This window comes from Bradyrhizobium sp. USDA 3262, from assembly GCF_054060035.1.
The window spans coordinates 8,356,235-8,378,830 of sequence record NZ_JBSSCT010000001.1; the positions used below are offsets into that span (position 1 = coordinate 8,356,235).

At 59.9% G+C, this 22,596-nt stretch carries 23 protein-coding genes and 4 pseudogenes; 17 read left to right on the forward strand and 10 right to left on the reverse strand.

Features of this window, described 5'->3' with window-relative positions; translation table 11 throughout:
- Positions 1-147: 147 nt before the first annotated feature.
- Positions 148-501, reverse strand: a pseudogene (locus tag ACVWYP_RS39415) (polyphosphate kinase 2); the annotation flags it as partial.
- Positions 502-829: 328 nt separating this feature from the next.
- On the opposite strand from ACVWYP_RS39415, the gene ACVWYP_RS39420 reads away from it, so the two are divergent.
- The 4 genes from ACVWYP_RS39420 (at position 830) to ACVWYP_RS39435 (ending at position 3,864) form a co-directional block, all read left to right on the forward strand.
- A complete protein-coding gene (locus ACVWYP_RS39420; protein ID WP_018646273.1) occupies positions 830-1,693 on the forward strand; it encodes a transglutaminase family protein in 864 nt (287 codons plus the stop codon).
- 964 nt (positions 1,694-2,657) lie between these two features.
- Positions 2,658-3,011 carry a hypothetical protein gene (locus ACVWYP_RS39425; RefSeq protein WP_245288602.1) on the forward strand — a complete coding sequence of 118 codons (354 nt, stop codon included), beginning with the start codon at positions 2,658-2,660 and terminating at the stop codon, positions 3,009-3,011.
- A gap of 236 nt (positions 3,012-3,247) precedes the next feature.
- Entirely contained in the window at positions 3,248-3,412 is a 165-nt protein-coding gene (locus ACVWYP_RS39430) for a DUF3309 family protein (RefSeq protein WP_018646276.1), read from the forward strand.
- A gap of 104 nt (positions 3,413-3,516) precedes the next feature.
- A complete protein-coding gene (locus ACVWYP_RS39435; protein ID WP_155258320.1) occupies positions 3,517-3,864 on the forward strand; it encodes an exopolysaccharide biosynthesis protein in 348 nt (115 codons plus the stop codon).
- Between the two features lie 154 nt (positions 3,865-4,018).
- Here the strand turns inward: ACVWYP_RS39435 and groL are convergent, their stop codons facing one another.
- From groL to ACVWYP_RS39450, 3 genes are all read right to left on the reverse strand, one after another.
- Positions 4,019-5,659: a chaperonin GroEL gene (groL, locus tag ACVWYP_RS39440; RefSeq protein WP_028338372.1), complete on the reverse strand. Its 1,641-nt coding sequence runs from the start codon at positions 5,657-5,659 to the stop codon at positions 4,019-4,021.
- Between the two features lie 142 nt (positions 5,660-5,801).
- On the reverse strand, positions 5,802-6,119 hold the full coding sequence (locus tag ACVWYP_RS39445; RefSeq protein WP_018648612.1) for a co-chaperone GroES: 318 nt from the start codon (positions 6,117-6,119) through the stop codon (positions 5,802-5,804).
- Positions 6,120-6,463: 344 nt separating this feature from the next.
- Entirely contained in the window at positions 6,464-6,733 is a 270-nt protein-coding gene (locus tag ACVWYP_RS39450; RefSeq protein ID WP_028338371.1) for a hypothetical protein, read from the reverse strand.
- Positions 6,734-6,920: 187 nt separating this feature from the next.
- On the opposite strand from ACVWYP_RS39450, the pseudogene ACVWYP_RS39455 reads away from it, so the two are divergent.
- A pseudogene (locus tag ACVWYP_RS39455) lies at positions 6,921-7,258 on the forward strand (IS701 family transposase); the annotation flags it as partial.
- Between the two features lie 28 nt (positions 7,259-7,286).
- Here ACVWYP_RS39455 and ACVWYP_RS39460 read toward each other — a convergent pair.
- Entirely contained in the window at positions 7,287-7,562 is a 276-nt protein-coding gene (locus ACVWYP_RS39460; RefSeq protein ID WP_018648614.1) for a hypothetical protein, read from the reverse strand.
- A gap of 209 nt (positions 7,563-7,771) precedes the next feature.
- Between ACVWYP_RS39460 and ACVWYP_RS39465 the strand changes: the two genes are divergently transcribed.
- From ACVWYP_RS39465 to ACVWYP_RS39475, 3 genes are all read left to right on the forward strand, one after another.
- Positions 7,772-8,020 (forward strand): hypothetical protein, encoded by a 249-nt coding sequence (locus ACVWYP_RS39465; protein ID WP_018273528.1) that lies wholly within the window; start codon positions 7,772-7,774, stop codon positions 8,018-8,020.
- A 261-nt stretch (positions 8,021-8,281) separates the two neighbouring features.
- A complete protein-coding gene (locus ACVWYP_RS39470) occupies positions 8,282-9,499 on the forward strand; it encodes an alpha,alpha-trehalose-phosphate synthase (UDP-forming) (protein ID WP_338132164.1) in 1,218 nt (405 codons plus the stop codon).
- Entirely contained in the window at positions 9,417-9,647 is a 231-nt protein-coding gene (locus tag ACVWYP_RS39475; RefSeq protein ID WP_338139886.1) for a trehalose-6-phosphate synthase, read from the forward strand. The genes ACVWYP_RS39470 and ACVWYP_RS39475 overlap by 83 nt, the downstream gene beginning before the upstream one ends.
- A gap of 100 nt (positions 9,648-9,747) precedes the next feature.
- Here the strand turns inward: ACVWYP_RS39475 and ACVWYP_RS39480 are convergent, their stop codons facing one another.
- Positions 9,748-10,101: a hypothetical protein gene (locus ACVWYP_RS39480; protein ID WP_232208625.1), complete on the reverse strand. Its 354-nt coding sequence runs from the start codon at positions 10,099-10,101 to the stop codon at positions 9,748-9,750.
- A 405-nt stretch (positions 10,102-10,506) separates the two neighbouring features.
- Between ACVWYP_RS39480 and ACVWYP_RS39485 the strand changes: the two genes are divergently transcribed.
- The 3 genes and pseudogenes from ACVWYP_RS39485 to ACVWYP_RS39495 all read left to right on the forward strand — a co-directional run bounded on the left by ACVWYP_RS39485 (position 10,507) and on the right by ACVWYP_RS39495 (position 12,558).
- The gene (locus ACVWYP_RS39485; protein ID WP_245288601.1) at positions 10,507-10,641 is read left to right on the forward strand and encodes a DUF1003 domain-containing protein; all 135 of its coding nucleotides are present in this window, start codon (positions 10,507-10,509) and stop codon (positions 10,639-10,641) included.
- A 58-nt stretch (positions 10,642-10,699) separates the two neighbouring features.
- Positions 10,700-10,954: pseudogene (locus ACVWYP_RS39490) on the forward strand (transposase); the annotation flags it as partial.
- A gap of 236 nt (positions 10,955-11,190) precedes the next feature.
- A complete protein-coding gene (locus tag ACVWYP_RS39495) occupies positions 11,191-12,558 on the forward strand; it encodes an IS110 family RNA-guided transposase (RefSeq protein ID WP_018273530.1) in 1,368 nt (455 codons plus the stop codon).
- Here the strand turns inward: ACVWYP_RS39495 and ACVWYP_RS39500 are convergent.
- From ACVWYP_RS39500 to ACVWYP_RS39510, 3 genes and pseudogenes are all read right to left on the reverse strand, one after another.
- A complete protein-coding gene (locus tag ACVWYP_RS39500) occupies positions 12,555-12,854 on the reverse strand; it encodes a hypothetical protein (protein WP_016844170.1) in 300 nt (99 codons plus the stop codon). The genes ACVWYP_RS39495 and ACVWYP_RS39500 overlap by 4 nt on opposite strands.
- 255 nt (positions 12,855-13,109) lie before the next feature.
- Positions 13,110-13,512: pseudogene (locus ACVWYP_RS39505) on the reverse strand (transposase); the annotation flags it as partial.
- A 459-nt stretch (positions 13,513-13,971) separates the two neighbouring features.
- Positions 13,972-14,148, reverse strand: coding sequence for a hypothetical protein (locus ACVWYP_RS39510; protein ID WP_168388417.1), 177 nt, complete (start codon positions 14,146-14,148; stop codon positions 13,972-13,974).
- Positions 14,149-14,481: 333 nt separating this feature from the next.
- Between ACVWYP_RS39510 and ACVWYP_RS39515 the strand changes: the two genes are divergently transcribed.
- The 3 genes from ACVWYP_RS39515 to istB (ACVWYP_RS39525) all read left to right on the forward strand — a co-directional run bounded on the left by ACVWYP_RS39515 (position 14,482) and on the right by istB (ACVWYP_RS39525) (position 17,796).
- Positions 14,482-14,673 (forward strand): CsbD family protein, encoded by a 192-nt coding sequence (locus ACVWYP_RS39515; protein ID WP_016844172.1) that lies wholly within the window; start codon positions 14,482-14,484, stop codon positions 14,671-14,673.
- A 799-nt stretch (positions 14,674-15,472) separates the two neighbouring features.
- A complete protein-coding gene (gene istA / locus ACVWYP_RS39520) occupies positions 15,473-16,987 on the forward strand; it encodes an IS21 family transposase (protein ID WP_026192312.1) in 1,515 nt (504 codons plus the stop codon).
- Positions 16,984-17,796, forward strand: coding sequence for an IS21-like element helper ATPase IstB (gene istB / locus ACVWYP_RS39525; protein ID WP_018269937.1), 813 nt, complete (start codon positions 16,984-16,986; stop codon positions 17,794-17,796). The genes istA and istB (ACVWYP_RS39525) overlap by 4 nt, the downstream gene beginning before the upstream one ends.
- Before the next feature lie 677 nt (positions 17,797-18,473).
- Here the strand turns inward: istB (ACVWYP_RS39525) and istB (ACVWYP_RS39530) are convergent.
- A complete protein-coding gene (gene istB, locus ACVWYP_RS39530; protein WP_304497099.1) occupies positions 18,474-19,313 on the reverse strand; it encodes an IS21-like element helper ATPase IstB in 840 nt (279 codons plus the stop codon).
- 38 nt (positions 19,314-19,351) lie between these two features.
- On the opposite strand from istB (ACVWYP_RS39530), the gene ACVWYP_RS39535 reads away from it, so the two are divergent.
- From ACVWYP_RS39535 to ACVWYP_RS39545, 3 genes are all read left to right on the forward strand, one after another.
- Entirely contained in the window at positions 19,352-19,747 is a 396-nt protein-coding gene (locus ACVWYP_RS39535) for an ATP-dependent DNA ligase (protein WP_240536845.1), read from the forward strand.
- A 939-nt stretch (positions 19,748-20,686) separates the two neighbouring features.
- Positions 20,687-20,929: a hypothetical protein gene (locus tag ACVWYP_RS39540; protein ID WP_035632845.1), complete on the forward strand. Its 243-nt coding sequence runs from the start codon at positions 20,687-20,689 to the stop codon at positions 20,927-20,929.
- Positions 20,930-21,638: 709 nt separating this feature from the next.
- Complete coding sequence (locus ACVWYP_RS39545) at positions 21,639-22,151, forward strand: hypothetical protein (RefSeq protein ID WP_028343628.1); 513 nt, start codon at positions 21,639-21,641, stop codon at positions 22,149-22,151.
- Positions 22,152-22,596 lie beyond the last annotated feature (445 nt).

A 22,596-nucleotide genomic window follows, 5' to 3' on the forward strand; every position in this document is an offset into this window, starting at 1 on the left:
AGGCCGCGCTCATAGCAGGCTTTATAGTAAGGAAAAACGACCGCCGGATCGGGCCTGTGGAGACGACGGTGCTTTCCGGGATAGTGCAGCCGCCACAGAACATCGCGAATGATATTAAGTCGCGCATGTTCCTTGTCGCCGGCCCGGACCACGGACACGCTCAACTCCAGCACGGTTGTACCAACTGCGATTGAACAGCACGATCTCTCCTGCCGCGGGCAAGTGCGAAACGTGACGCTGGAAGTACCATGAACACCGCTCCCGATTGCTCGGCGGCCCCAGCGCTACGATGCGGGTATCACGCGGGCTTAGATGTTCGACAATCGACTTGATCGTGCCATCCTTGCCGGCGGCGTCGCGACCTTCGACGATGCCAAGGATTCGCTGGCCGCGCTCAATCACGCTGCGCTGCAGCTTGACGAGCTCGATTTGCAGCCGGACCAGCAGCGCGTGATACCTATGGCGACTCAAATGTTGCGGAAGCGGTGGCCGGTTCTTCATGGTTCGATCCCTCCTAGTCGCCTCACTATCCAGGGTTGTCATGCCGACACGACGCTGTCCATCATTTGCGGCCCTCCGACCAGCGGTCACGTCACACTTGTCGGATCCTGTCGCACCGCGAAACTGATGTTGTGCTTGCACTTCGACACCCGTCAACATGACCGTATGAATGAATCGCAGCGTTCTTGCTCGGTGCCTCGTCCGCAAATCCGCCCGGGTTTCGGTCGTCTGGATTGACATTTGCATGGGCACGTTCAACTTGGCCATACTTCCCGAGGGGACCACCGGATAAGGGCCTGTCAGACGCTGCCGCGGATTGGAGCTTGCGTTGATTACGCTGAAGGTTCTTCACACGACGACCTATCGATTCAACGAACACGTGCACCTGTTGCCGCACCGCTTGATGCTTCGTCCGCGCGAAAGCCGCGAGCTTCGTTTGATTTCGAGCAACGTCACGGTGACGCCGCATGCGGCCTTGACCTGGGCGCACGATGTGTTTGGCAATGCAATCGCGACGGCCACGTTTCAGATGACAGCCTCCAACCTGGTGATCGCCAGCGTCGCGGAGCTTCAGCTCGACGCGGTTGCATGGCCGGTGTTCGATATCGCTGTCTCGGCCATGTCTTACCCATTCCGCTATTCTGATGACGATTGGACCGATCTCGGCGCCCTGGCTCTCCCCCAGTTCTCGGACACGGCGGGGGTCCTACGAAGTTGGGCACAAATGTTCGTTCGAGGAAGTCGGACTGATACGCTGTCGCTGCTAAAGGACCTGAGCGTCGGCGTTTCGGAAGCTGTCCGGTACCAGAGCCGTGAGGATGAGGGTACCCAAACGCCGGTAGAAACGTTAAATCGTGGCTGGGGGTCATGCCGGGATTTCGCGATGCTGTTTACCGAAGCAGCACGCATGCTCGGGTTCGGAGCCAGGATCGTCTCCGGCTATCTTTACAATCCAGAGCAACAGAGCGTCGGATCGAGCAATGCGGGATCAACCCATGCGTGGGCCGAGGTCTTCGTACCGGGCGCCGGCTGGATCACTTTCGACCCGACGAATCGCAGCCTCGGCGGCCTCAATCTGATCCCAGTCGCGGTCGCGCGCGACATCCGGCAGACGATTCCAGTGTCCGGCAGCTTCGTCGGCAGCATCGGCGCCTTCGCCGGGATGTCCGTAGAAGTTCTTGTCACATCATAGATCGACGCATTGGACCTTCGGCAACCTTTCTGATCAGTCGTTCAGCTTCAAGGCCCTCACGTTTTCTAGAAGGGACTTCAGGCGCCCGCTCATGATGGGCATCGCCTGTTGCGCCTACTCGTCAGTGGGGCTTGGGCCAAAGAGTGACATTGCGATCAGTGATGCCGTCCTAATCTGATGGCAAATTCCCTTTCGTTAAATTTTCTTGAATGAGCAATTTTGACCATGAGCTCGCGCCGCGTTGCGGCACAATACTTCTCACCGCCCTGCTCTCGGCATCCATCGATGATTGAGAGAATGTTTGCGAGGAGCGCAGCTATAGCCAAATGATTCCCGCTAACGGCAACACCCGCTGAAGGATCGCCGCTAGGCAGAATGGAATTGGGCGATTGGCATAACCTGTCGACAGACTTTCAGGGCTGTCGCTGACCCACGTCAATCCACACGAAACAAACAAATCGGCGATAGCTGGAACTCTTGTCGGCTTTGCCCTGTTCATTCTTTGTCCGATTCCGGACGCATAAGAATTGGTGGATACTATGAAAAGAATTCTATTAGCGACAGTCTCTGTTCTCGCATTCGCTTCTCCGTCGTTCGCGGCGGAGACTGGCAAAACCGTTGGCCAATCGCCCTCCTCGTTCTACCTGGCTCAGGATACTGCGACCATGAAGTGTCAGATCGTCGAGAGCCAGCCTGCTGCCGGCGGCAGCATGAAGGTTGTCGGCGCCGCTCACACGACAAAGGCCTCGGCAGAAGCGGCTTTGAAGGCGGACAAAACTTGCGCCAAGTAATCGGTTAAGTCGCGGCGCGAGTACAAAGGCGGCTCTGCGAGTTCGCTAGAACCACGAATCCTCGGATCCGCCCCCACCAGCGCCTCGAGCGCCCTGGGTCGAGGTTCTTTATCGGCCAGCGGCACGCAATCGACTTGCCGCTAGAGATGCTCCAAATTCGAGAGGATACGACCATGAACCAGCAGACAATGAAATACGCGATTGCGGTCGCACTCTTCGGTGCGGCGACGCTCGCCTCGGTGCTGCCTTCGGGGGCAGCTCCGATCTCGCCGAGCACGACTCTTCCGACAGAAGCGGCTTCGTCGTCCGCAGTGACAGAAGTCTACTACCGACGCCACTACCGCGGTCGCGGCTACTACGGCGCTCCGGGGGCCGCAATTGGTCTTGGCATCCTGGGTGCCGCGGCTGGAGCCGCCGCCTACGGGGCCTACGGAGCCTACGGGCCAGGCTACGCGCCGGGCTACTATGCGCCAGATTACTACGGCGGCCCGTATCCCTATCGCCGCCAATACTACGCCCCGTATTGAGGGCACGAGCGACGCTGTTTGGGCGTGGCAACCTCTGTCACAGACCATTCCCACTCAACACGCGCTCGAGCGCGCACTGGATCGCGATGGCGCGGCTGCGCCCTTGTGATCCGGTCAACTGCATCGGCCCCTCCTATCCGGGGTCGCCTGCGGACTCTTGCAGGAGGTCGACGACTCGCAAGACAGACAAAACTTGAGACCCAATATCCACAAGGTCCCACCAAAGGAGTCGGACAATGTCGATCGGACTTATCCTCATCATCCTCCTCATCATCTTCCTGCTTGGTGGCTTCAGCGGCCGCTTCGGCGGCTACGGCTACGGCTATGGCCACGGTGGGATGGGGGTCATCGGTACCATCCTGGTCATCCTCGTCGTATTGCTACTTCTGGGTCGGCTCTGACCCTCGCAGGGTCGGCTGTGTCGACCGGGCGCCTCCCAAAATATCCTTTCCCCGCGTACCGGGTCCCAACGAGCTCGACCAGCTGAAGCCGACAATGCCCGCCGATGAAGGGGTGTTTGTGCCTGCCTCGGTCCTGCTGCAGCGGCTGCACGACGAGGCACCGGCAAGATCGCTTTACCCTGGGCTGGCTGATGGGTCGCCTACACAAGCGCTCCTTCGGCCCTATTATGCCGCTGCTCGCTGTGGTCGCTATTGCACCGGATGTCTCGATCGTAGCCGGCCTGCTACTCATGATCCCCGCGTCCCAGATGATCGCGGTCTTCGGTCTAATCACGGGGGCGACCAACCAGGGCGGAGCTATGCACTTCCCAAAATCCAGTAACGGTGGGGTGAGTCCTGACTGGTTTGGTAACAATTCTCACCCGCCACCCGGCTGCAATGCAAAGTGCTGATTTTGAGATATTGCACAAGGCGTCCTCACGGAAATCCGTGAAACGGCGAGAATTCATCACGCTTCTCGGCGGCCGCTTTTTACTGATTCCTGCAAAAAAGGCCCAAGCATCTCTGCCGGGCCTTCGTTATTGTTGAGCTCTGAACGAGTAGGACTTAAAAATCCATACCACCCATGCCGCCACCTTGAGGCATGCCGCCACCGCCGGCGTTCTTCTTTGGCAATTCGGCCACCATGGCTTCGGTAGTGATCAGGAGCGCCGCAACAGAAGCCGCATTCTGAATCGCCACACGAACGACCTTGGTCGGGTCGATGATGCCCTTGGTGACCAGGTTGCCGTACTCGCCGGACTGGGAGTCAAAGCCGTAGCCATACTGATCCTTCTCCAGGATCTTGCCGACGATAACGGAGCCGTCCTCGCCAGCGTTGATCGCGATCTGGCGGGCCGGCGCAGACAGCGCCTTGCGCACGATCTCGACGCCGGTCTTCTGGTCATCGTTCTTGGTGCGCAGCCCCTTGAGATGCTCGGAAGCACGCAGCAGGGCGACGCCGCCGCCCGGCAGGATGCCTTCCTCGACGGCCGCGCGGGTCGCATGCATCGCGTCATCAACGCGATCCTTGCGCTCCTTCACCTCGACCTCGGTCGCGCCGCCGACGCGGATCACCGCGACGCCGCCCGCGAGTTTGGCAAGACGCTCCTGCAGCTTTTCACGGTCATAGTCCGAGGAGGTCTCCTCGATCTGCGCCTTGATCTGCGCCACCCGCGCCTCTATGTCGGCCTTCTTACCGGCGCCGCTGACGATGGTGGTGTTCTCCTTGTCGATCATCACCTTCTTGGCGCGACCGAGCATGTTGAGCGTGACGTTCTCGAGCTTGATGCCCAGATCTTCCGAGATCGCCTGGCCGCCGGTCAGGATCGCGATGTCCTGCAGCATGGCCTTGCGGCGATCGCCGAAGCCCGGAGCCTTCACGGCCGCGACCTTCAGACCGCCGCGGAGGCGGTTCACGACCAGGGTCGCGAGCGCTTCGCCCTCGACGTCTTCCGCGATAATCACAAGCGGCTTGCCACTCTGGACGACGGCTTCCAGCAGCGGAAGCAGTTCATTCAACTGAGATAGCTTCTTTTCGTGGATGAGGACGTAGGCGTCTTCCATTTCGGCGCGCATTTTGTCGGCGTTGGTGACGAAGTACGGCGAGATGTAGCCGCGGTCGAATTGCATCCCTTCGACGACCTCGAGTTCGGTCTCGAGCGACTTGGCTTCTTCAACCGTGATGACGCCCTCGTTGCCGACCTTCTTCATGGCGTCGGAGAGGAACTTGCCGATCTCCGCGTCGCCGTTGGCCGAGATGGTGCCGACCTGGGCGATCTCCTCGTTCGAGGTGACCTTCTTGGAGTTCTTCACGAGATCGGCGACCACGGCTTCCACCGCGAGGTCGATACCGCGCTTCAGGTCCATCGGGTTCATACCGGCGGCAACCGCCTTCGCGCCTTCACGGACGATCGCAGCCGCGAGCACGGTCGCGGTGGTGGTGCCATCGCCAGCTGCATCTGCCGATTTGGAGGCAACTTCTCGCACCATCTGCGCGCCCATGTTCTCGAACTTGTCCTCAAGCTCGATCTCCTTGGCGACGGTGACGCCGTCCTTGGTGATGCGGGGAGCGCCGAACGACTTGTCGAGCACGACGTTCCGGCCCTTGGGCCCCAGCGTGACCTTAACCGCATTGTTGAGAATTTCAACACCGCGCAACATCCTGTCGCGGGCGTCGACGCCGAACTTAACTTCTTTGGCCGACATAATGATCTCCGTTTTCAACTGGTCAGATCCAAGGACCGTGCGACTGGACGAGCCCTTAAGTGGCGGGACTTGAATTTGCAGGCCTCGTCCTTCGAGACGCGGGCTGCAGGGACGGCTCAGGATAAGGAAAATTGGCTGGCGTCTATGCGACCTTCTTCTTGGCGGCGGGCAGCTCAGTGAGAACGCCCATAATGTCGCTTTCCTTCATGATCAGTAGTTCCTGACCATCGAGCTTGACCTCGGTGCCTGACCACTTGCCGAACAGGACGCGGTCGCCAACCTTGAGATCGATGGGAATCAGTTTGCCGGATTCATCTCGGCCGCCTGGGCCAACCGCCGTGATCTCGCCCTGCGAAGGTTTTTCCTTGGCAGTGTCCGGAATGATGATGCCACCAGCGGTTTTGTCTTCGGCCTCAATGCGCTTGACCACAACGCGGTCGTGAAGCGGACGGAATTTCATGCTGTCCTCCTGTTTTCTTGTTGTTGTTGCTTTGGACGAAATGGCAGTCGTGGCCAGCGAGTGCTAATCAGCACATAAGCCGCCGCAAGGGGACGTACAAGACCGTCCCGAAACGATATTCTGCTCAGAGCAACACGAAATAGCTGCCAAGACCGCGGCGGCTAAGGATCCGGTGAAGGCCAGCTGTGTGGTGCGAAAGTCGTTGGACGCCGCATCATCAGATTTAAGAAAGCTTCCCATCGCGCAGGGGCATTGCGTTGTTCTCGACGTGCGCCAGAATGCGCCGGACGTCGGTCGCTTCTTGTGCAGCCATTCAGCGGTGCTTGTCGAGATCGAGTGGTGCGTCACTCACGAGGCGCGTCGGCATCAATGCGCTGAGCGTCAGCCAAATCGACCGGGTCGATGGAAATCCTCTCCACCGTTGAAGTGCGCGGCGGCGCCGCCGGCACCGTGATCATAGTGGCAACCCGGCGAAACGCCTCGAACGACAATCCTTCGATCATCTCCTCATCGGTGATGACCTCGTAGGCACCCGGAGGCAAGAGGCGGTCGACGCCCTTGATCCGGAAGGGATGCTTGAAGGTGACCGTTTCGCGTCGGGAGCGCATGGTCATGATCGGCTATCCTTCAGAAACGGCTTTGCATCGGCGCGATAGTGAAGCAATCCGTTTACAGTGCTCTTTGTGCCGAGATTAGCTAACTCTTTATCATGAGATGGCTGCGAAGTCACCAAACACAAGGCAATACACATCGCGGATTTGTTATAGATGCCGGCGGACGAAATGCTTGCTGATGCCAAGTGAAAAAATGCGAGTTGGCGATCGGCAAGCATCGCGACTCGGAGAGAAGAAATGCTATCTCGCAAATCTACCAGCCGAGATAGACTTGCAGCGGTCGGCTACAACCGTCATGGCGCGATGGGACGGTTCTGGCACGGTCTTCATCGTCACGCTCTTATGACGATGGTTGCTTACGCCTTCTTGCAGCACTTCCGCATTGCCAAGACGGGGCGCAAAAATGAAACGACGGCCACCACCTCAGCCCAACCTGCCAGCCGCGCGTCCCGCCATCGTCGCTCTCATTCTTCAGCCATCAGATCCGCGATACGGGTACTGCAGAACACAGGTCAGCGAAGAGCAAGGCGTGAACAAATCTGCCAAAGTCGTGTTAACGCCCACCCGAAGCACCTTTATGATCATGCAGGAAACGGGCGATCCGCGTCTTCAACACGGTGGCGTCGTGCGATTTGCCCGAGGCCGCGTGCTCGAAGAGCCTGCGCTGGACGTCAGTAGGCAGATCATTCCATTCGCTGACAAGGGCGGCACCCAGACATTCCAGGACTCTGCGCTCCACATCGCGCAAATCGCTGGCTTCATAGGGTAAAGGCCACGCCAACTCCTGCGCTCCGCCTTCCTCGTCCCAACGGTCGAGAGCGGTTGCCATTTCTTCTCCCGACCTTGGCCTTCGACCTTTCTTTTTGACCATTCTATATAGTCGCATATATCGGCATTAAGCGCCATTCGCTCGATCGCGGGGCGATCCGAAGCGCCAATCCTTCCAGTACCGAGAATGCCGCGGCCGCGGAACTCGGTAGTTCGCCCATCGGTTATTGCAGCGGTTTGTTCGCGCGGCGTACAGACTCAAGGCTCACCATGGATGTGATCGTTACACCGGCAGAGGGAGGCACGGTTTGGCAGCTGACGGACCTGCTCGGCCGCTCGATGGGGCGCATCACGGCAAGCGCTCCACGTCAGTTCATGATCCATCCGGAGGGCCACGCATCGGAAACTATGGCCGGCATACAGCAAGGGCCGCACGCCTCGCTCGACGCCGCACTGGCTGAGATCGAGAGGCACACCCGGGGCGTCTGCCGTCGAAATCCTGGCGAAGATCAGCTTTAGACAGCGCCCAACAATCCAGATCGTCGGCAGAGTATCCTATATTTACTGCGGGAAGATCTATATGTTTTACAGGTAACGCCCGCCCAGATTGCCTGATGACGGGACCGTCAGTTCCGGTAGAAGGAATTGTGGATTTTCGCGCGAGGACCGAGCGAATGTGGGCTCCGGCGGATGTCACCGCCGATCATTGCGTTGCCGTGTTCGCCGAGATCTTTTGGCGGCTCGGCTCGACGCAACCCTGACAGTGCGGAGGGAACCCGCTTGAGCCGCTTGGTCATCGTCTCCAACCGTGTCGCCTTGCCGGCAGAAGCTGCGCAGCGCAGCGGCGGGCTCGTGACCGGCCTCGTCGACGCTCTGCATCAGGCTGGAGGCTTATGGTTCGGGTGGAGTGGCAAGCTTGGAGAAACAACAAAAGAGCCGAACGTTTTTGAGACCGAGGGAGTGACGTACGCTACCGTCGATCTTACCCGCGCGGACCATGACGGCTACTACAGCGGCTTCTCCAACGCGGCACTGTGGCCCTTATTCCACTATCGCCTTGACCTCATGAACTTTACCCGCCGGGACTTGGCCGCCTATCGACGGGTGAACGCCGTGCTCGCCGACGCCCTCGCGCCCCTGCTCAGCCCGAGTGACCTCGTCTGGGTGCATGACTACCATCTGATCCCGATGGCCGAGGAACTTCGCCGCGCCCGCGCCACACAGCGGATCGGGTTTTTCTTGCATACGCCGTTTCCGTCTTTGGGGGTGCTGGCGACCCTTCCTCACTACGGCGACCTGCTGAAATCACTGTGCGCTTACGATCTCGTCGGCTTCCAGACGGTGGAGGATTTGACCGCCTTCCATGACGCCATCCTTCGCCGTGCAGGAGGCACGATTTCGTCCGATGGCCACGTTCACGCTTTCGATCGGGTTCTGCGCGCCGGCGCCTTCCCGATTGGTATCGATACTGAAGCGATCGCCGAAATGGCTAGTCGCGCTGTGAAATCCCGAACGGCCCGCCGGCTGCAGGAGAGTCTCCGGGGGCGCAAGCTCATCATTGGGGTGGACCGGCTGGATTACAGTAAGGGTCTCGAGCACCGGTTCAAAGCGTTCGCCGCCTTTCTCGAGGGCTATCCCGCATACCGCAACCACGTCCGCTTGCTGCAGATCGCCACCGCAACGCGCAGCGACGTTCCTGAATACCGTGCGTTGCGACAGAGGCTTGGTGCGCTGGCGGGCGACGTGGCCGGTCGCTACGCGGAACTCGATTGGGCGCCGATCCAGTATTTGAACAGGAGCTTCTCGCAGCGTTCGCTCGCTGGCTTCTTTCGGCTCAGCCGCGTCGCTCTTGTCACTCCGTTGCGCGACGGAATGAACCTGGTTGCCAAGGAGTATGTCGCTGCACAGAACCCCGATGACCCTGGCGTGCTCGTTCTCTCGCCCTTTTGCCGGCGCGGCCTACGAACTCGACACTGCCGTGATCGCCAACCCGTATGACCCCGACGCCGTCGCCGAAGCATTGCAGACAGCGCTGGGGATGCCACTTGGGGAGCGATGCGATCGTTGGCGGGCCATGATGGTGGTACTACGCCGCAATAGCATTGCGGCGTGGCGCGAGAGTTTCCTCGGGGCACTCAGCAGCTAACTGTGGATGTCGTTCGGGACGTGGCATCGGTGCAGCAGGTCGCGATAATCTCGTTCGTCAACGAGGCCGCCCAGTCCGCCGATAAGGTGTTACTTCGAAATCATCTCCGGGGCGGAAATGATCCACGGGTGACGGGACTACCTGCATCCGCTTGATCGTCCCGCCGAACCAGAAAGACCAAAGGCGAATCGCCTGCAGCATTCTCCGTTTTCGCGTCAACGTAGTACACTTCTTCTTCTGGCTTGGCGCGACGCACCCTGATCGGCGACTTCCCATTCCAAAGCGGCCTGTGTCCGACCATCATTCGCTTCAAATCATCTTGCAGCCAGTCCTCCTTGCCGAGTTCTCTGGCCTGACGAATCGTCGCAGCTCTGAACGCCAGAATGGGCTGACCGTCGATCTCCAAAACGAAGACGGTCGGCGGCGGCGCCTCGGCTTTCGCTGGTATAGTCATCCGGATCACTCCTTCCTCTGCTGGCCGACGCGGCCTTGCGAACCCGGCGTCGCGGCCAGCGCAGGACGCCTCGTCGCCTTTGTAGCTACTGCCCGCCTGATTCAGATTCACGGATTTTCGGCAACAGAGATCAGGCAACAGCCGTCGATGGTAGTACTAGCTTCCTCCCGTGGCCCGTAGACCCTTCTCAACTGTGGATGCAACAAATGACCAATGAGCAAACCCATAAGTCCACCTCAGTCCAGAAGACCAGGAGCGGCTGCGAGAACTCCGGACTCAAAAGCCAGCCCGCAACTTACCCAAGCTCGCACTGACGCCGGGCGCGATGCTTGCTGACCGGGTCGCTGAACAGTTGGTTCTTGGTGCTTCATCATCATCCAAAGCGTCCTTCTTGGCATTTGGATCATGCTGAACATGATAGCATTCATCAGACATTGGGACCCTTTTCCCTTCATTTTGCTGAACTTGGTTCTTTCCTTCCAGGCGGCTTACGCAGCGCCCATCATCATGATGAGCCAAAACCGCCAATCTGAGATTTGAGCTGCTGCCGGTTTGATGGACACCGAGATCAGGTGTTTCATGAAGCCGGAGGTGGGCGATGAAGAGACGGAAGTTCAGTCGCGAGTTCAAGGTCGAGGCGGTTAAGCTGGTGCGGGAGCGCGGGGTATCGGTGGCGCAAGCCGGCCGGGACCTGGATGTTCATGAGAATGTTCTGCGCAAGTGGGTGAAGGAGCTTGGCGCCGATCCGGTACAGGCCTTTCCCGGTCATGGGCAGATGAAGCCCGAGCAGCACGAGATCGAGCGGTTGCGCCGTGAGGTCGCTAAGCTGAAGGCCGAGCGGGATATCCTAAAAAACTGTCACGGGCCGTTGCCCGCCTGCGCGCGGTAGAAACAGCCCGTGCTATCCTCGTATCTCGGAGGGTAGCGGCCGTCAGCTTATTGGAGGCACTAGTCCCCGTTAAAAAACGTGGTCCATGGGTGCATGCGAACTTGAGAGTGGTGACGCCGTTCCTGCGGCGATCCCGATTAGGAAGATGACGATTGGCATAGCCCAGACCCTCCTGCCCACAATCGGATGGAGGATTTGCGATGCCCAAGAGGACGACCGGTGACCGCCCGGAATTGAATCCCGTCAATGTTGGCGCAGCCGCCATCGACATTGGATCAAAAATACACATGGCAGCGGTCGACCCGATCTGCACCGACACTCCGGTACGTGCGTTCGGCACATTTACGCAGGACCTGCATGATTTGGCAGACTGGTTCAAAGCCTGCGGCGTGACTAGCGTCGCGATGGAATCCACCGGGGTCTATTGGATCCCAGCCTACGAGATTCTCGAGCAGCGCGGGTTCGAGGTCATTTTGGTCAATGCGCGTTACGCCAAGAACGTGCCTGGGCGCAAGACAGACGTCAGCGATGCCGCATGGCTGCGCCAGCTCCATTCCTATGGTCTGTTGCGCGGGAGCTTCCGCCCTGATGCCGAGATCGCAACCCTGCGGGCTTATCTGCGTCAGCGCGAGCGGCTAGTGGAATACGCAGCCGCTCACATCCAGCACATGCAAAAGGCCCTGATGGAGATGAATCTGCAACTTCATCACGTTGTCTCTGACATCACCGGTGCGACCGGGATGCGGATTATCCGAGCGATTGTCGCGGGCGAACGCAATCCCGACGTGTTGGCGACCTACCGTGATGTACGCTGCCATTCCTCAATTGAGACGATCCGCGCCGCACTGGTGGGCAATGATCGGGATGAACACGTCTTCGCGCTCACCCAGTCGCTGGAACTCTATGACACCTACCAGGCCAAGATGCTCGACTGCGATCGCAAGCTGGAATCCTTGATAACGGCGCTGACGGACAAAGGGGCCAAGCCAGTCGGCAAGCTCCCCAGACCGCGGGTGAAGACCAAGCAGGTCAATACGCCATCGTTCGATGTGAGGGCCGCTCTATACGGCGTCCTCGGCGTCGATCTGACCGAGATCCATGGGCTAGGTCCATCACTTGCATTGAAGCTCATTGGCGAGTGCGGCACCGATTTGAGGGCTTGGCCGACCGCCAAGCACTTCACCTCCTGGCTGTGCCTGGCACCGGGCAACAAAATCTCGGGCGGCAAGGTGCTCTCTTCGCGTACTCGGAGATCATCCAGTCGGGCAGCTGCGCTGTTGCGGCTGGCGGCCACCACCATCGGACGGAGCGATACGGCGCTCGGCGCATTTTATCGTCGGTTGTCCTCTCGTGCGGGTAAAGCGAAGGCCGTGACGGCGACCGCCCGCAAAATTGCGGTCCTGTTCTACAACACCCTCCGGCACGGCATATCCTACAAAGATCCGGGTGCCGACCACTATGAGGAACAATATCGTAGCCGCGTCCTCGCCAATCTGAAGCGGCGCGCCAAATCGCTGGGCTTCGTTTTGCAAGCTGTTCCCTGCGGCCCTGAGGTGGCTGTTTCTTAGGAAGGCCGCAGCTTTCTTCGCGAAGGAAGCGACATGAAGTTCGTCTTCATCGCGAAGCACCGGGCGATCTGGCCGGTGAACTCAAAACGGGATTTGGGAGCAAGGTCAAGGCCGCTGCCATTATAAACGTTCGTGCCCTTCTCTCGTCCATAACGGTACCTACCCTCTGCCGGCCGAGCGAGCTCGAGCCAGGCCTGCGCGACCTGAATCCAACGCTGCCGTTGGAAACCATCGGCGTTGACGGCCTCCTTCATCGCCGCCTCAGCCTGATTTTGAGGATCGATGTCGCCGCCCATGCGGGAGATATCGTACCAGCAGTGCGTAAACGATAGATGGCGATCGCTCCGTAGGAATCCGGGGGACTGTGTTTGGATGGAGGTGACGCCCAGCTCGTGATCCCTAATCCTTGGGGAGCGCGACACCAGTCATCTCGCCCACACGGGTGATGAGCTGATCCTGGAATCCACGATCGGCTGCCTCGCGCGCCGGCTCCTCCTGCTTGTCATTCGGCCTGCAATATTGGCTCTGACGCAAGTTTGGTGCAGCGCCGACTATTCTGAACGAATTAGTCTGGCTTGAAGCAGATCGATTTTGCCGCGGCCGTACATTTTGACGTCGGACGAGCTTGAGGCGCGTGATCTGACCTTCAGTCTGGCCGTTGGACCATGGTGAAGTGATTGCCGCCCGTACCGCCGCCTCATCCTTCGCGACGCCGCTGGAGAACGAGGCGACGAGACTGGCGCTGGCGCGGGCGCGCTCGATCCATGGGATGAGGCCCGCCTCGGTCTTGCGTCGGATCATCAGGTGGAATTCGGCGATGATCTCGCGTGCCTCGACCAGGGTTGGTACACCAGCTTCGATCGCCGAGACCGTGACGGCCTCCGCTTTCGTGAGCAAGTCTCGGCCGATGGTCATCAGGCGCGCGATGGTTCTCGCCGACGGAATCCTTTCAACTGAGGCGGCCTTACTTGCCCAAGGTTCTCTCAAGAGACGCCAGCCTATCGAGCTGACCGGCTAAACCCCGCAAAGTTCGGGCGATGTTCTTGAGGACGGCGGCGCGATCCTCGGAAGGGCTAGCCTGACGGGACAGTGTAGAATAGTGGTCCGCAGCTTCCTGGCACAGTGCAACGCTGATCATCATTGCCCTCGGATTTATGTTCCGGCCATGGCATCCTTGCAGGCATGGCAGATCAAAACTGAGCAAAATTGATCAAGGCACCACAAATGGTTTGGCAACTGCATTCCAGTTCCTCAGATCTGGCCAAATTCAAAACAGGCCACTCCCAGAATCAAATTAGGCCACGGAGATAGGCCAGCCGCCCGGCCCATAGGAACCTTCCAGAAAACGAGAAACAAAGGCCACGCGCGTGAACGAGAGGCTACCGGCTGGTGCCGCCTCTCTGCGCTAGTAGTCTATGTCGGAGCGCGCAGACCGGGTGAATCCAGCCATTTAACCGAGGTCTCGATCCGGCTTGCGATCAGTAAAAGTTCGTTGCGTCGACCGCCATGAGCCATACCCTCAGCCTGCTTGCGCAAGTCAATTGCCTCGTCCTCTAAGCGGTATTGAAATATCGATGATTGCTTGAACATGGGTGCTCCCTGTTCGGTTAGGCGGGAGCGCAACTGGGGTTCTCAGCACCGATAGAAGCCATGCGCCGGACGGTGATGGGTGTTGTTAACACTTGTGGCAGACCAGGTCTGAGCAATTTTGACCATCCGCTTGCGCGGACTCGGCGACCGGCCGGCGCGCCCCATAAGAGTACGAGTCGGTTAGAACGGCCCGCCAGGCGACGAGAATTTAGTGGTGGCTTGCCTTCAATATGCCGAGGCGTCCGACGCCGGCGGCCTTAAGCGGGCCTCCGCAGGAGGAACCACTGCGCAACGCTTTCGTTGTGTGCTCTCCCAACAGCAAAGGACACGATCATGGACCGCGAACATGTGAAGGGCGCTGCCGACAAGGCAAAAGGCGCCATCAAAGAAGGTGCCGGTAAGCTCACTGGCGACAAGGACATGGAAGCCGAAGGCAAGATCGACAAGGCCAAGGGATCTGCCCACAATGCGGCGGGAGATGTGAAGGATGCAGCGCGGGACGCCCCTGACGCCCTCAAGAAATAAGCAGAAGAGAAGACAAAAACTAGCCGCCTCCGGGCGGCCCTCTCTTTTCTGGTGGGGAGACGGCTTCTTGGATCTTTTGATTCCGAAATGGCGCGAGGCTTGGAAAGGCCCGTCCTCGCCCCGAACCTCAATTTTCGTGTGCGCCGGCCGTTCGCTGCTCTTCCTTACTGAGGTTATCAGCCACCAAGCGTGAGGGAGCGTTTGCATCCTGTAGGAACAGCTAGTCAATGCTTGCGTTGGCCGCTACGAGCTCTGCTCAGGAAGATTCGTATGCGGAGAGAGCGTTGGATGGTGATCGGCGCTTGGTCGTCAATTGCTTTGATGGCGAGTATCTGCACGCAGATCCTTTCAAACGCCTCGATTGACCTGCAAGGTGTGCCGATATCCGATCCGTCTCTGCTTATGGTCTCGGAGAACAGCCCGTATATGCGGAATGAGCGCTAGGCCGCTCTAACGCTGCTGGTACGCCCTAAGCGTACGGTGGCACGTTCACTAGCGTACCTATCAGGCGCAGAAGAGCCTGGTGCTCGGGTCCTTTCGGCTCCCTTCGCAAGAAATCGCCGAGTTCAATGTGTGTCAGTCGGCCGCCAGAAGGCGCATTTGTGCCGCGCGGCAATCAGGGTGACAGTGGAGCGTCAATCAGGATGAGAGAGCTTCGCCGGGCTCGTGACGCAGGGAGGGCGTAGCCCGACCGGAGTTACGAGCCCGGCGTCGGCGCGATCCACAGGGGACCGCGCCGACTGGTGATCGCGGCCGGCTGGTTGTGCAAGTGGTTCTTCCGCCAAGAGGAATCACTCGCTTGCCAGGCCGACACGTTACCGATCACCAGATGAGGCTCTACATGAAGTACCGTCAGACCGATACCCCGCCAGTGGCCGCCGCCAAGGCGTCGTTCAGTACCTCGACCGCGTATCGCTTTGAGAAGGATCGAAGGCTCCCATTGCAGAAGAAGGGAGCCCGCGGCCGGCGCCGACCGGACCCGTTGGCCAGTGTTTTTGAGACCGAGGTCGTGCCGATGTTGAAGGCGGCCCCCGGCGTGCGGGCTGTCGCGATCTTCGAGGAGATGTTACGCCGCCACCCTGAGCTCGGGGCTGGAATCCGCCGCACGCTGGAGCGCCGGATCCGCGCCTGGCGGGCAATCCACGGCGAGGAGCAGGAAGTCATCTTCCGTCAGACCCACGAAGTGGGTCAGGTCGGCCTGTCCGACTTCACCGACATGGGCGAGCTCGGGGTCACCATCGCGGGCGTGCCGCTCGATCATCGCCTCTATCACTTCCGGCTGGCCTATTCCGGCTTTGAGCACGCCCATGTCGTGCTCGGTGGCGAGAGCTTCGTCGCCTTGGCGGAAGGACTGCAGAATGCTCTGTGGTCGCTCGGCGGCGCGCCGCGGGAGCATCGGACCGACAGTCTGTCGGCCGCCTTCTGCAATCTGGACCGGAATGCTCAGGACGATCTGACCCGGCGGTACGAGGACCTCTGCGCCCATTACGGCATGCGGCCTTCCCGCAACAATCGCGGCATCGCCCATGAGAATGGGGCGATCGAGAGCTCGCATGGCCATCTCAAGCGGACGATCGCCGATGCGCTGCTATTGCGCGGCACTGCCGACTTCGATGATCTCGCGGCCTATCGCGGCTTCATCGACGAGATCGTCAGCCGCCGCAATGCCCGCAACGCCAAGCGCATCGACCACGAGCGCGCCACCCTGCAGGCATTGCCAGATCGCCGCACCTCGGACTACGAGGAGGTGATTGTCCGCGTGACGTCAAGCGGCGGCTTCACCTTGCGCAAGGTGTTCTACACCGTGCCGTCACGCCTGATCGGCCACCAGCTGCGGGTGCGCCTTTACGATGATCGTCTCGACACGTTCGTCGGCGGCACCCATCTCGTCACCCTGCCGCGTGGGCGGCCGCATCCCAACGGCAAGCACGACCAGGTCGTCGATTATCGGCACGTGATCCATTCCTTGCGGCGCAAGCCAATGGCGCTGCTCAATCTCGTCTACCGTGATCGGCTGTTCCCGCGCGATGCCTATCGGAAGACCTTCGATCGTTTGCGCGAACGGCTGCCGGACAAGAAAGCCTGCCGGCTCATGGTCGATCTGCTTGCGCTGGCGCACGAGCGCGGCTGCGAGGCCGAACTCGCCGGTCAGCTCGCCGCCGACCTGGACGCCGGCCAACTGCCCGATCTCGGACAGCTGCGCACGCACTTCGCGCCCGATCCTGCCCGTGTGCCGCAGGTCGTGGTGCATCTCGCGCCACTGGCCGCCTATGAGTGCCTTATCGGCACCGCCGAGATCGGAGGTGCCGCATGAACACGGCCAACACCGTCGACACCGCGCGCCTCAATCTGTTGCTCAACGAGCTGCGGCTGCCCGCCATCAAGGTGCTGTGGCCGCAATTTGCTGAGCAGTCCGACAAGGAAGGCTGGCCGGCGGCCCGCTTCCTCGCCACCATTGCCGAGCACGAGATCGCCGAACGCGGCCGCCGTCGCATCGAGCGGCACCTCGTCGACGCACGGCTGCCAGCCGGAAAGACCTTCGACAACTTCGACTTCGAGGCCGTGCCGATGATCTCCAAGGCGCAGGTCACCGCGCTCGCCGCCGGCGACGGCTGGCTGGGCAAGGGCGCCAATTTGCTGCTGTTTGGCCCGCCCGGTGGCGGAAAGAGCCATCTCGCAAGTGCTCTCGGCCTCGCTCTGATCGAGAACGGATGGCGCGTTCTCTTCACCAGAACCACCGATCTCGTGCAAAAGCTCCAGGTGGCGCGGCGCGAGCTCAACCTCGAGGCCGCCATCAACCGCCTTGATCGCTTCGATCTCCTGATCCTCGATGACCTGGCCTACGTCACCAAGGACCAGGCCGAGACCAGCGTGCTGTTCGAACTCATCAGCGCACGCTACGAGCGACGCTCGATGCTGATCACAGCCAATCAGCCATTCGGCGAATGGAACAGGGTCTTCCCGGACCCCGCTATGACCCTCGCCGCCATCGATCGGCTTGTCCACCACGCTACCATCGTCGAGATGAACGTCGAAAGCTATCGCAGGCGGACCGCGCTCGAACGAAAACGCGGACCTGGACGCCCGCCGTCACACGCGACACCCAAAACCGTCTCTGATTGACGCTCCGCGACAATCAGAGTTCAAAAAACTCTTGCGCGCGACAATCAACGCGGCAATCATCACCTCGCCGCGACACCGACTCGCCATCCTGATTGTCGTGCGCTTCCCACCCAGATTGTCGCGCTATACATTTGGCTGATGAATGATGAAAGCATGGCCATTGGCCGGCTCGCGTCCCAGAAATCAAGCGTCGCCGTTGGTACTACGATATAGCTCACGTCGTTCGTTCATCTGACGCTCCTTGTGGGCTAAAGCTTCAAAATTCATCTGGCCGGTTTCCCCGCTCGCAGATCGAGGCGGCGGAGAAACGCCTGCGTATCAGCTAAGCCCGACTCCTCTGCTTACCTCGCGGGCTTCTCCTGGCGCGAGTCCAACAGTCAGGCCGAGCGCTGCAGCTTGCTCCGGGGCGGTGCCCCCGCGATCGATTAGTTTGGCGGTCCATCCCTCCGGGATGGCATCCAAGACGAGCTGAACGGCCTCTTCTTCCGTACCGGCTGCTAACCAAAACCGGCACTCGCCATCGTCAGTAGTGACCTGCAGAAGATGCGCTTCCATGCATGTGAACAGCCAAAGCCATACTTTGTTGCTATCCCCTACTCGCGCCGCGCGTCCTAGGTATCAAACGCCATCCGGAACTGCCCCCTTTGCGTCATGAAGAACTGCCCCCACCATCTGGGTTATGATCTCGGTTGAAGGTTGTTTCCGCCGGTGACGGGCCGGAGGGAGGCGGAGCCGACCGGAGGGCCGTCACCGGCGGGCGGCGGCTGGATGAGGCCGCTCTTTCGCTTGGCGCGGAGCCGGTAACTATCGCCGCGGATCGTCAGCACGTGGCTGTGATGCAAGAGCCGGTCGAGGATCGCGGTGGCGACCACGGGACCGGCGAACACGGTGCCCCATTCGGCAACACTGCGGTTCGAGGTGATCAGCATGGCGCCAGTTTCATAGCGCCGGCTGACCAGTTGGAAGAAGAGATGTGCCGCGTCGGGTTCCAGCGGCAGATAGCCGAGCTCGTCGACGATCAGCAGCTTTGGCTTCGACAGCGCGAGCAGTTTCTCGTCCAGACGCCGTTCGCCATGTGCCTTGGCAAGGCCCGCGACCAGCGTCGTCGCGGTTGTGAACTGCACCGTGTAACCGGCCAGGATCGCCTCTCGCCCGAGCGCGATCGACAGGTGCGTCTTACCGACGCCCGGTGGGCCGAGCAGCAGCACGTTCTCACCGTTGGCGATCCAACGTGACGCGGGCAGGTCGCGGATCTGTTTCGGATCGATCGACGGCTGCGCCTCGAAGTCGAAGCCCGCAAGCTCCTTCACGGCCGGGAAGTGTGCAAGTTTTAGTGCCATCTCGATACGGCGATGATCCTTGCGCGCAATCTCGCGCTCGCACAGCAGGATCAGTGTCTCACGCGCCGACAGGTTCGCGCGCGCCGCCTCGTCGAGCAGGCTGTCGAGCTGATCGCAGATGCCGGAGAGCTGCAGTCGCGCCAGCATGGCATCGAGCGGATCGGTCGTTGCTTCCATTATCTTCTTTGCCGCGCCATCAGAAGCTTCCTCCGACCATGGCTTCGTATTCGGCAAGAGGGCGCAACAACGACGGCGGTGAGGACGGCGCCAGCACCGCCGCCGCGATCTCAGCCCGGCGGACCGCGCCAGGGCCGGACTGGATCCATGAGGTAAAGCACGACGGCCATCGGATGCTGGTCATCCGGGAAAACGAGCGCGTCCGGCTGCTCTCCCGCAACGGCAGCGACTGGACGAAGCGTTATCCCTGGATTGCTGAGGCCGCGCTGAGGAACCGCCAAAAGAGGTTTGTGATCGATGGCGAGGCCGTGATCCTTGGGGTGGACGGCATCAGCGACTTCAACGCGCTGCACAGCGGGCAACACGACCATAAGGTGCAGCCGCGCCTCTTGTCAGTTTATCGACCGACTGCGCGCGAGTGCGTCATGGGATAGACTGTGGCAAAGCCCCGATGCAAGTCGCGTGCAGGCAGGCCCGGAGTCTCGTGCACTGACAACTATTCGGCCTCAACCATGATTGAGTTTCCGAACCATAGTCGTTCACGCGGCCTGCCGTGCGATTTGGGGGACACGACAGCGCTATTGAGGCACCGTTTTCATAAACGAAGATACGCTGACTTCGCCCGGCCTGCGCGCTCCGACATAAATTTCCCGCGAATGGCGAAGGCCGCCTCAGTTGGCATCGGTGATTTTGCCCTTGCCCTCGCGGGGCTTGCATTTCGTGGGGTAGATTTTTTGGCCCGGTTGCACTGGCAGCATCACCGCAGCGAAGCCCCTTCCATTGCATCCCGGACAGGTATGCTCATTGATCTTCGGATCATGTCGAACCTTTCAGGCCGCCGCAGATGGTGGCCTCTTTCAGGGCAAGCCTGCGGCGTCGCCCTTGGCACGAACCGGACCGGTCGAGCCGGTCTGGCAGAGTCCGTCGAGTGAGCTAAACCGGAAAAGCGCAGCTCGGCGAATTAAGCAGGCTACCTGATCAGATCTGAATGTCGACCGAAGTTATCGGCGGACAAACTGTCAGAGAGGTTCGCGATGAAGGACGCCATCGCTCGCAACTACGATGCGGTCGAAGATGGTGGTGAATTGTTCCTAATTGCAGTCCGCCGCAGCGGCTCTTTTTGCCAGGCGGGACGGTTGGACGCACAGCAAAGCCTATCCGCGCGCTCCGAGGGCAATCTTATTTGCGCCTGGGCTCGTTATTCGAACCTTCGATCCCCATATCCATATCTGTCCTGGTCAACCAACGAGAGGGCTCTGCATGTTCACATCCGAGCAGCATCGCCCAAGGGCAACCGCGCGCGGCGAACTCGTCAAGGGTTCTCAGCTTAGGAAACGCGTAAATTCAAGACCTGAAGGGACGGCTTCGTCTTTTTGACGGATGACAAGCGAGGGTTCGCGGAGGCTTGCAACGGCTCCGTTCTCATCCCGGAGCAGGACCATCCCCGCGGCGCAGCCCTCGCGGCTGACGAGGAGTACATTCTGCGTTGTCTTGGCGCGGCCCTCATCATGCAATGGAACGCCTTGCCGACGGTGCTGCAACGGGAGATCTTCGACGCCGCCGGGGCGGTTGGAAGGTCGGTGGAGACAGCGGAGCTCCGCGGGCAGATTGCCTGATTTCTGCACAACCACAAGGATGATTCCGGTCGCGGCAAATTGCCTGTGACAGAAGGCACGCCTGCCGATGCGAGATCCAGTGCTCTGGCTGCGCCAGCGTCGTTCTGGCTGTATGTTTTAGCCATCACGGCGGGAGCGTAACACCCTCAGTCACCTAGGAGAGCCCGTGCAGTAGCACCTCGGACAGACCTCGTGACAAGCTGCGGGAAGCGGTGACACCTGCGCGCTTCGCCAACGGCACAATCTGCTTGGCATTTGAAAGCTCACCTCATTGGTAGGTGGCGCTGCCTTAATCCATTCCGCAGGCCAAGAGGCGGTAATACTAATCGCGGGAATGCAGCGAGCCCACTTCGCATCGGCCGCTGGGCGCAGCGCGTACGACCTCGCGCTGCGATGCCATCCCTTGTGGGATTGCGGCGACTCAGAGAGTTTCGTCGGAGGCATAACACCGCAGATTTTTCAGACCGCCTCCATTGCCAGTCATTATTGATTAGGCGTTGGACCCGAAACGGAGTAGCGTCTTTGTAGCGGTCAAGCGGATTGCTTGCCCGACAGCTGCCAAAACGGCGACGCACCGAAGTCCTCGCCTCCATCTAAATGGCAGCGCATTGCCGTCGGTAGGCAAACTCTTTCCAAAATTGCTGTTCCAAACAACACGGGAGTGCCGACCACGTCGCGCGCGTCAGGTAATCGCAGAAGGAAGAACGACATGAAAATGAGCAATGTAGTTCCCAGTGCCCTGTCTGCGGCAAAGTACACTTATGGCGCGGCGACCATATGGGTCGCTCCTTCTCCCCTCATCAAATCGGCGCATTTCCTTGAAAGGATTGGACTCGCCACGATTGGAGGCACGTGCGGCATGTACGTGGCCGCAACGTTGATGCGCCTCGAACACGAACTGTTTGGAAGTGTCTGGTTCATCTTGCTGCTGATGCTCTACGGAGCTTTTAGCTTCTATATCGGCATCGACCTACCTCGCCATCGTGCTCAGGGGCTCCCGGAAGAGCGGAGCCACACCGATGCGGCTGAGATCTTCAGCGCAGCAGGCACATTCATTGCCGCGATTGCAGCGTTTCTATCTGTCAGCATGATTGTCGTTGATCAGGTCGTGTCTCACGGTTCGATCGTTGTGATCGCAGGCTGTTGGGCAATCGGTTCTTCAGTTCAAATTGCTGCCGGTACCATCGCGCGCAACTCCGTGGCCGAAGCTGGTAGGGAGTAACTTCCGATGGCAATTGGACCGACGCCGCTGGCCGATTTTTTTAGCGCGCGACAGTGAGAGGGCACACCGACAAGACGTAGCAAATAGGGAAAGTCATTAGGATGATGAATCACGTGTAGTCTATTCTCCAGAAGAGCTTGCCAGCTTCAAAGCAATTTTTGAGGATGCGATAGGGTCATTCTCACCCACTGTGCTCACGACCTCCAACCGTTTGCAGGTTGCGCAGAACATCCTCGCTCGTGCTGCGACCGGTGAGCGCAATCAGAACGAACTGCGGCGTGCGGCATTGGCATCAATTGCTTAGCAAGCCGACGGATGTGGGTATCAAGCCGCCTTCAACTTGGAGTCCCTGCTCCTCGCCTGCACCTGCGCTAAAAATATTCACATTCGAGTTCTTGGAACCATCCTGTCGCGAGCCCATTGGCTCACTGACACAATCACCTTT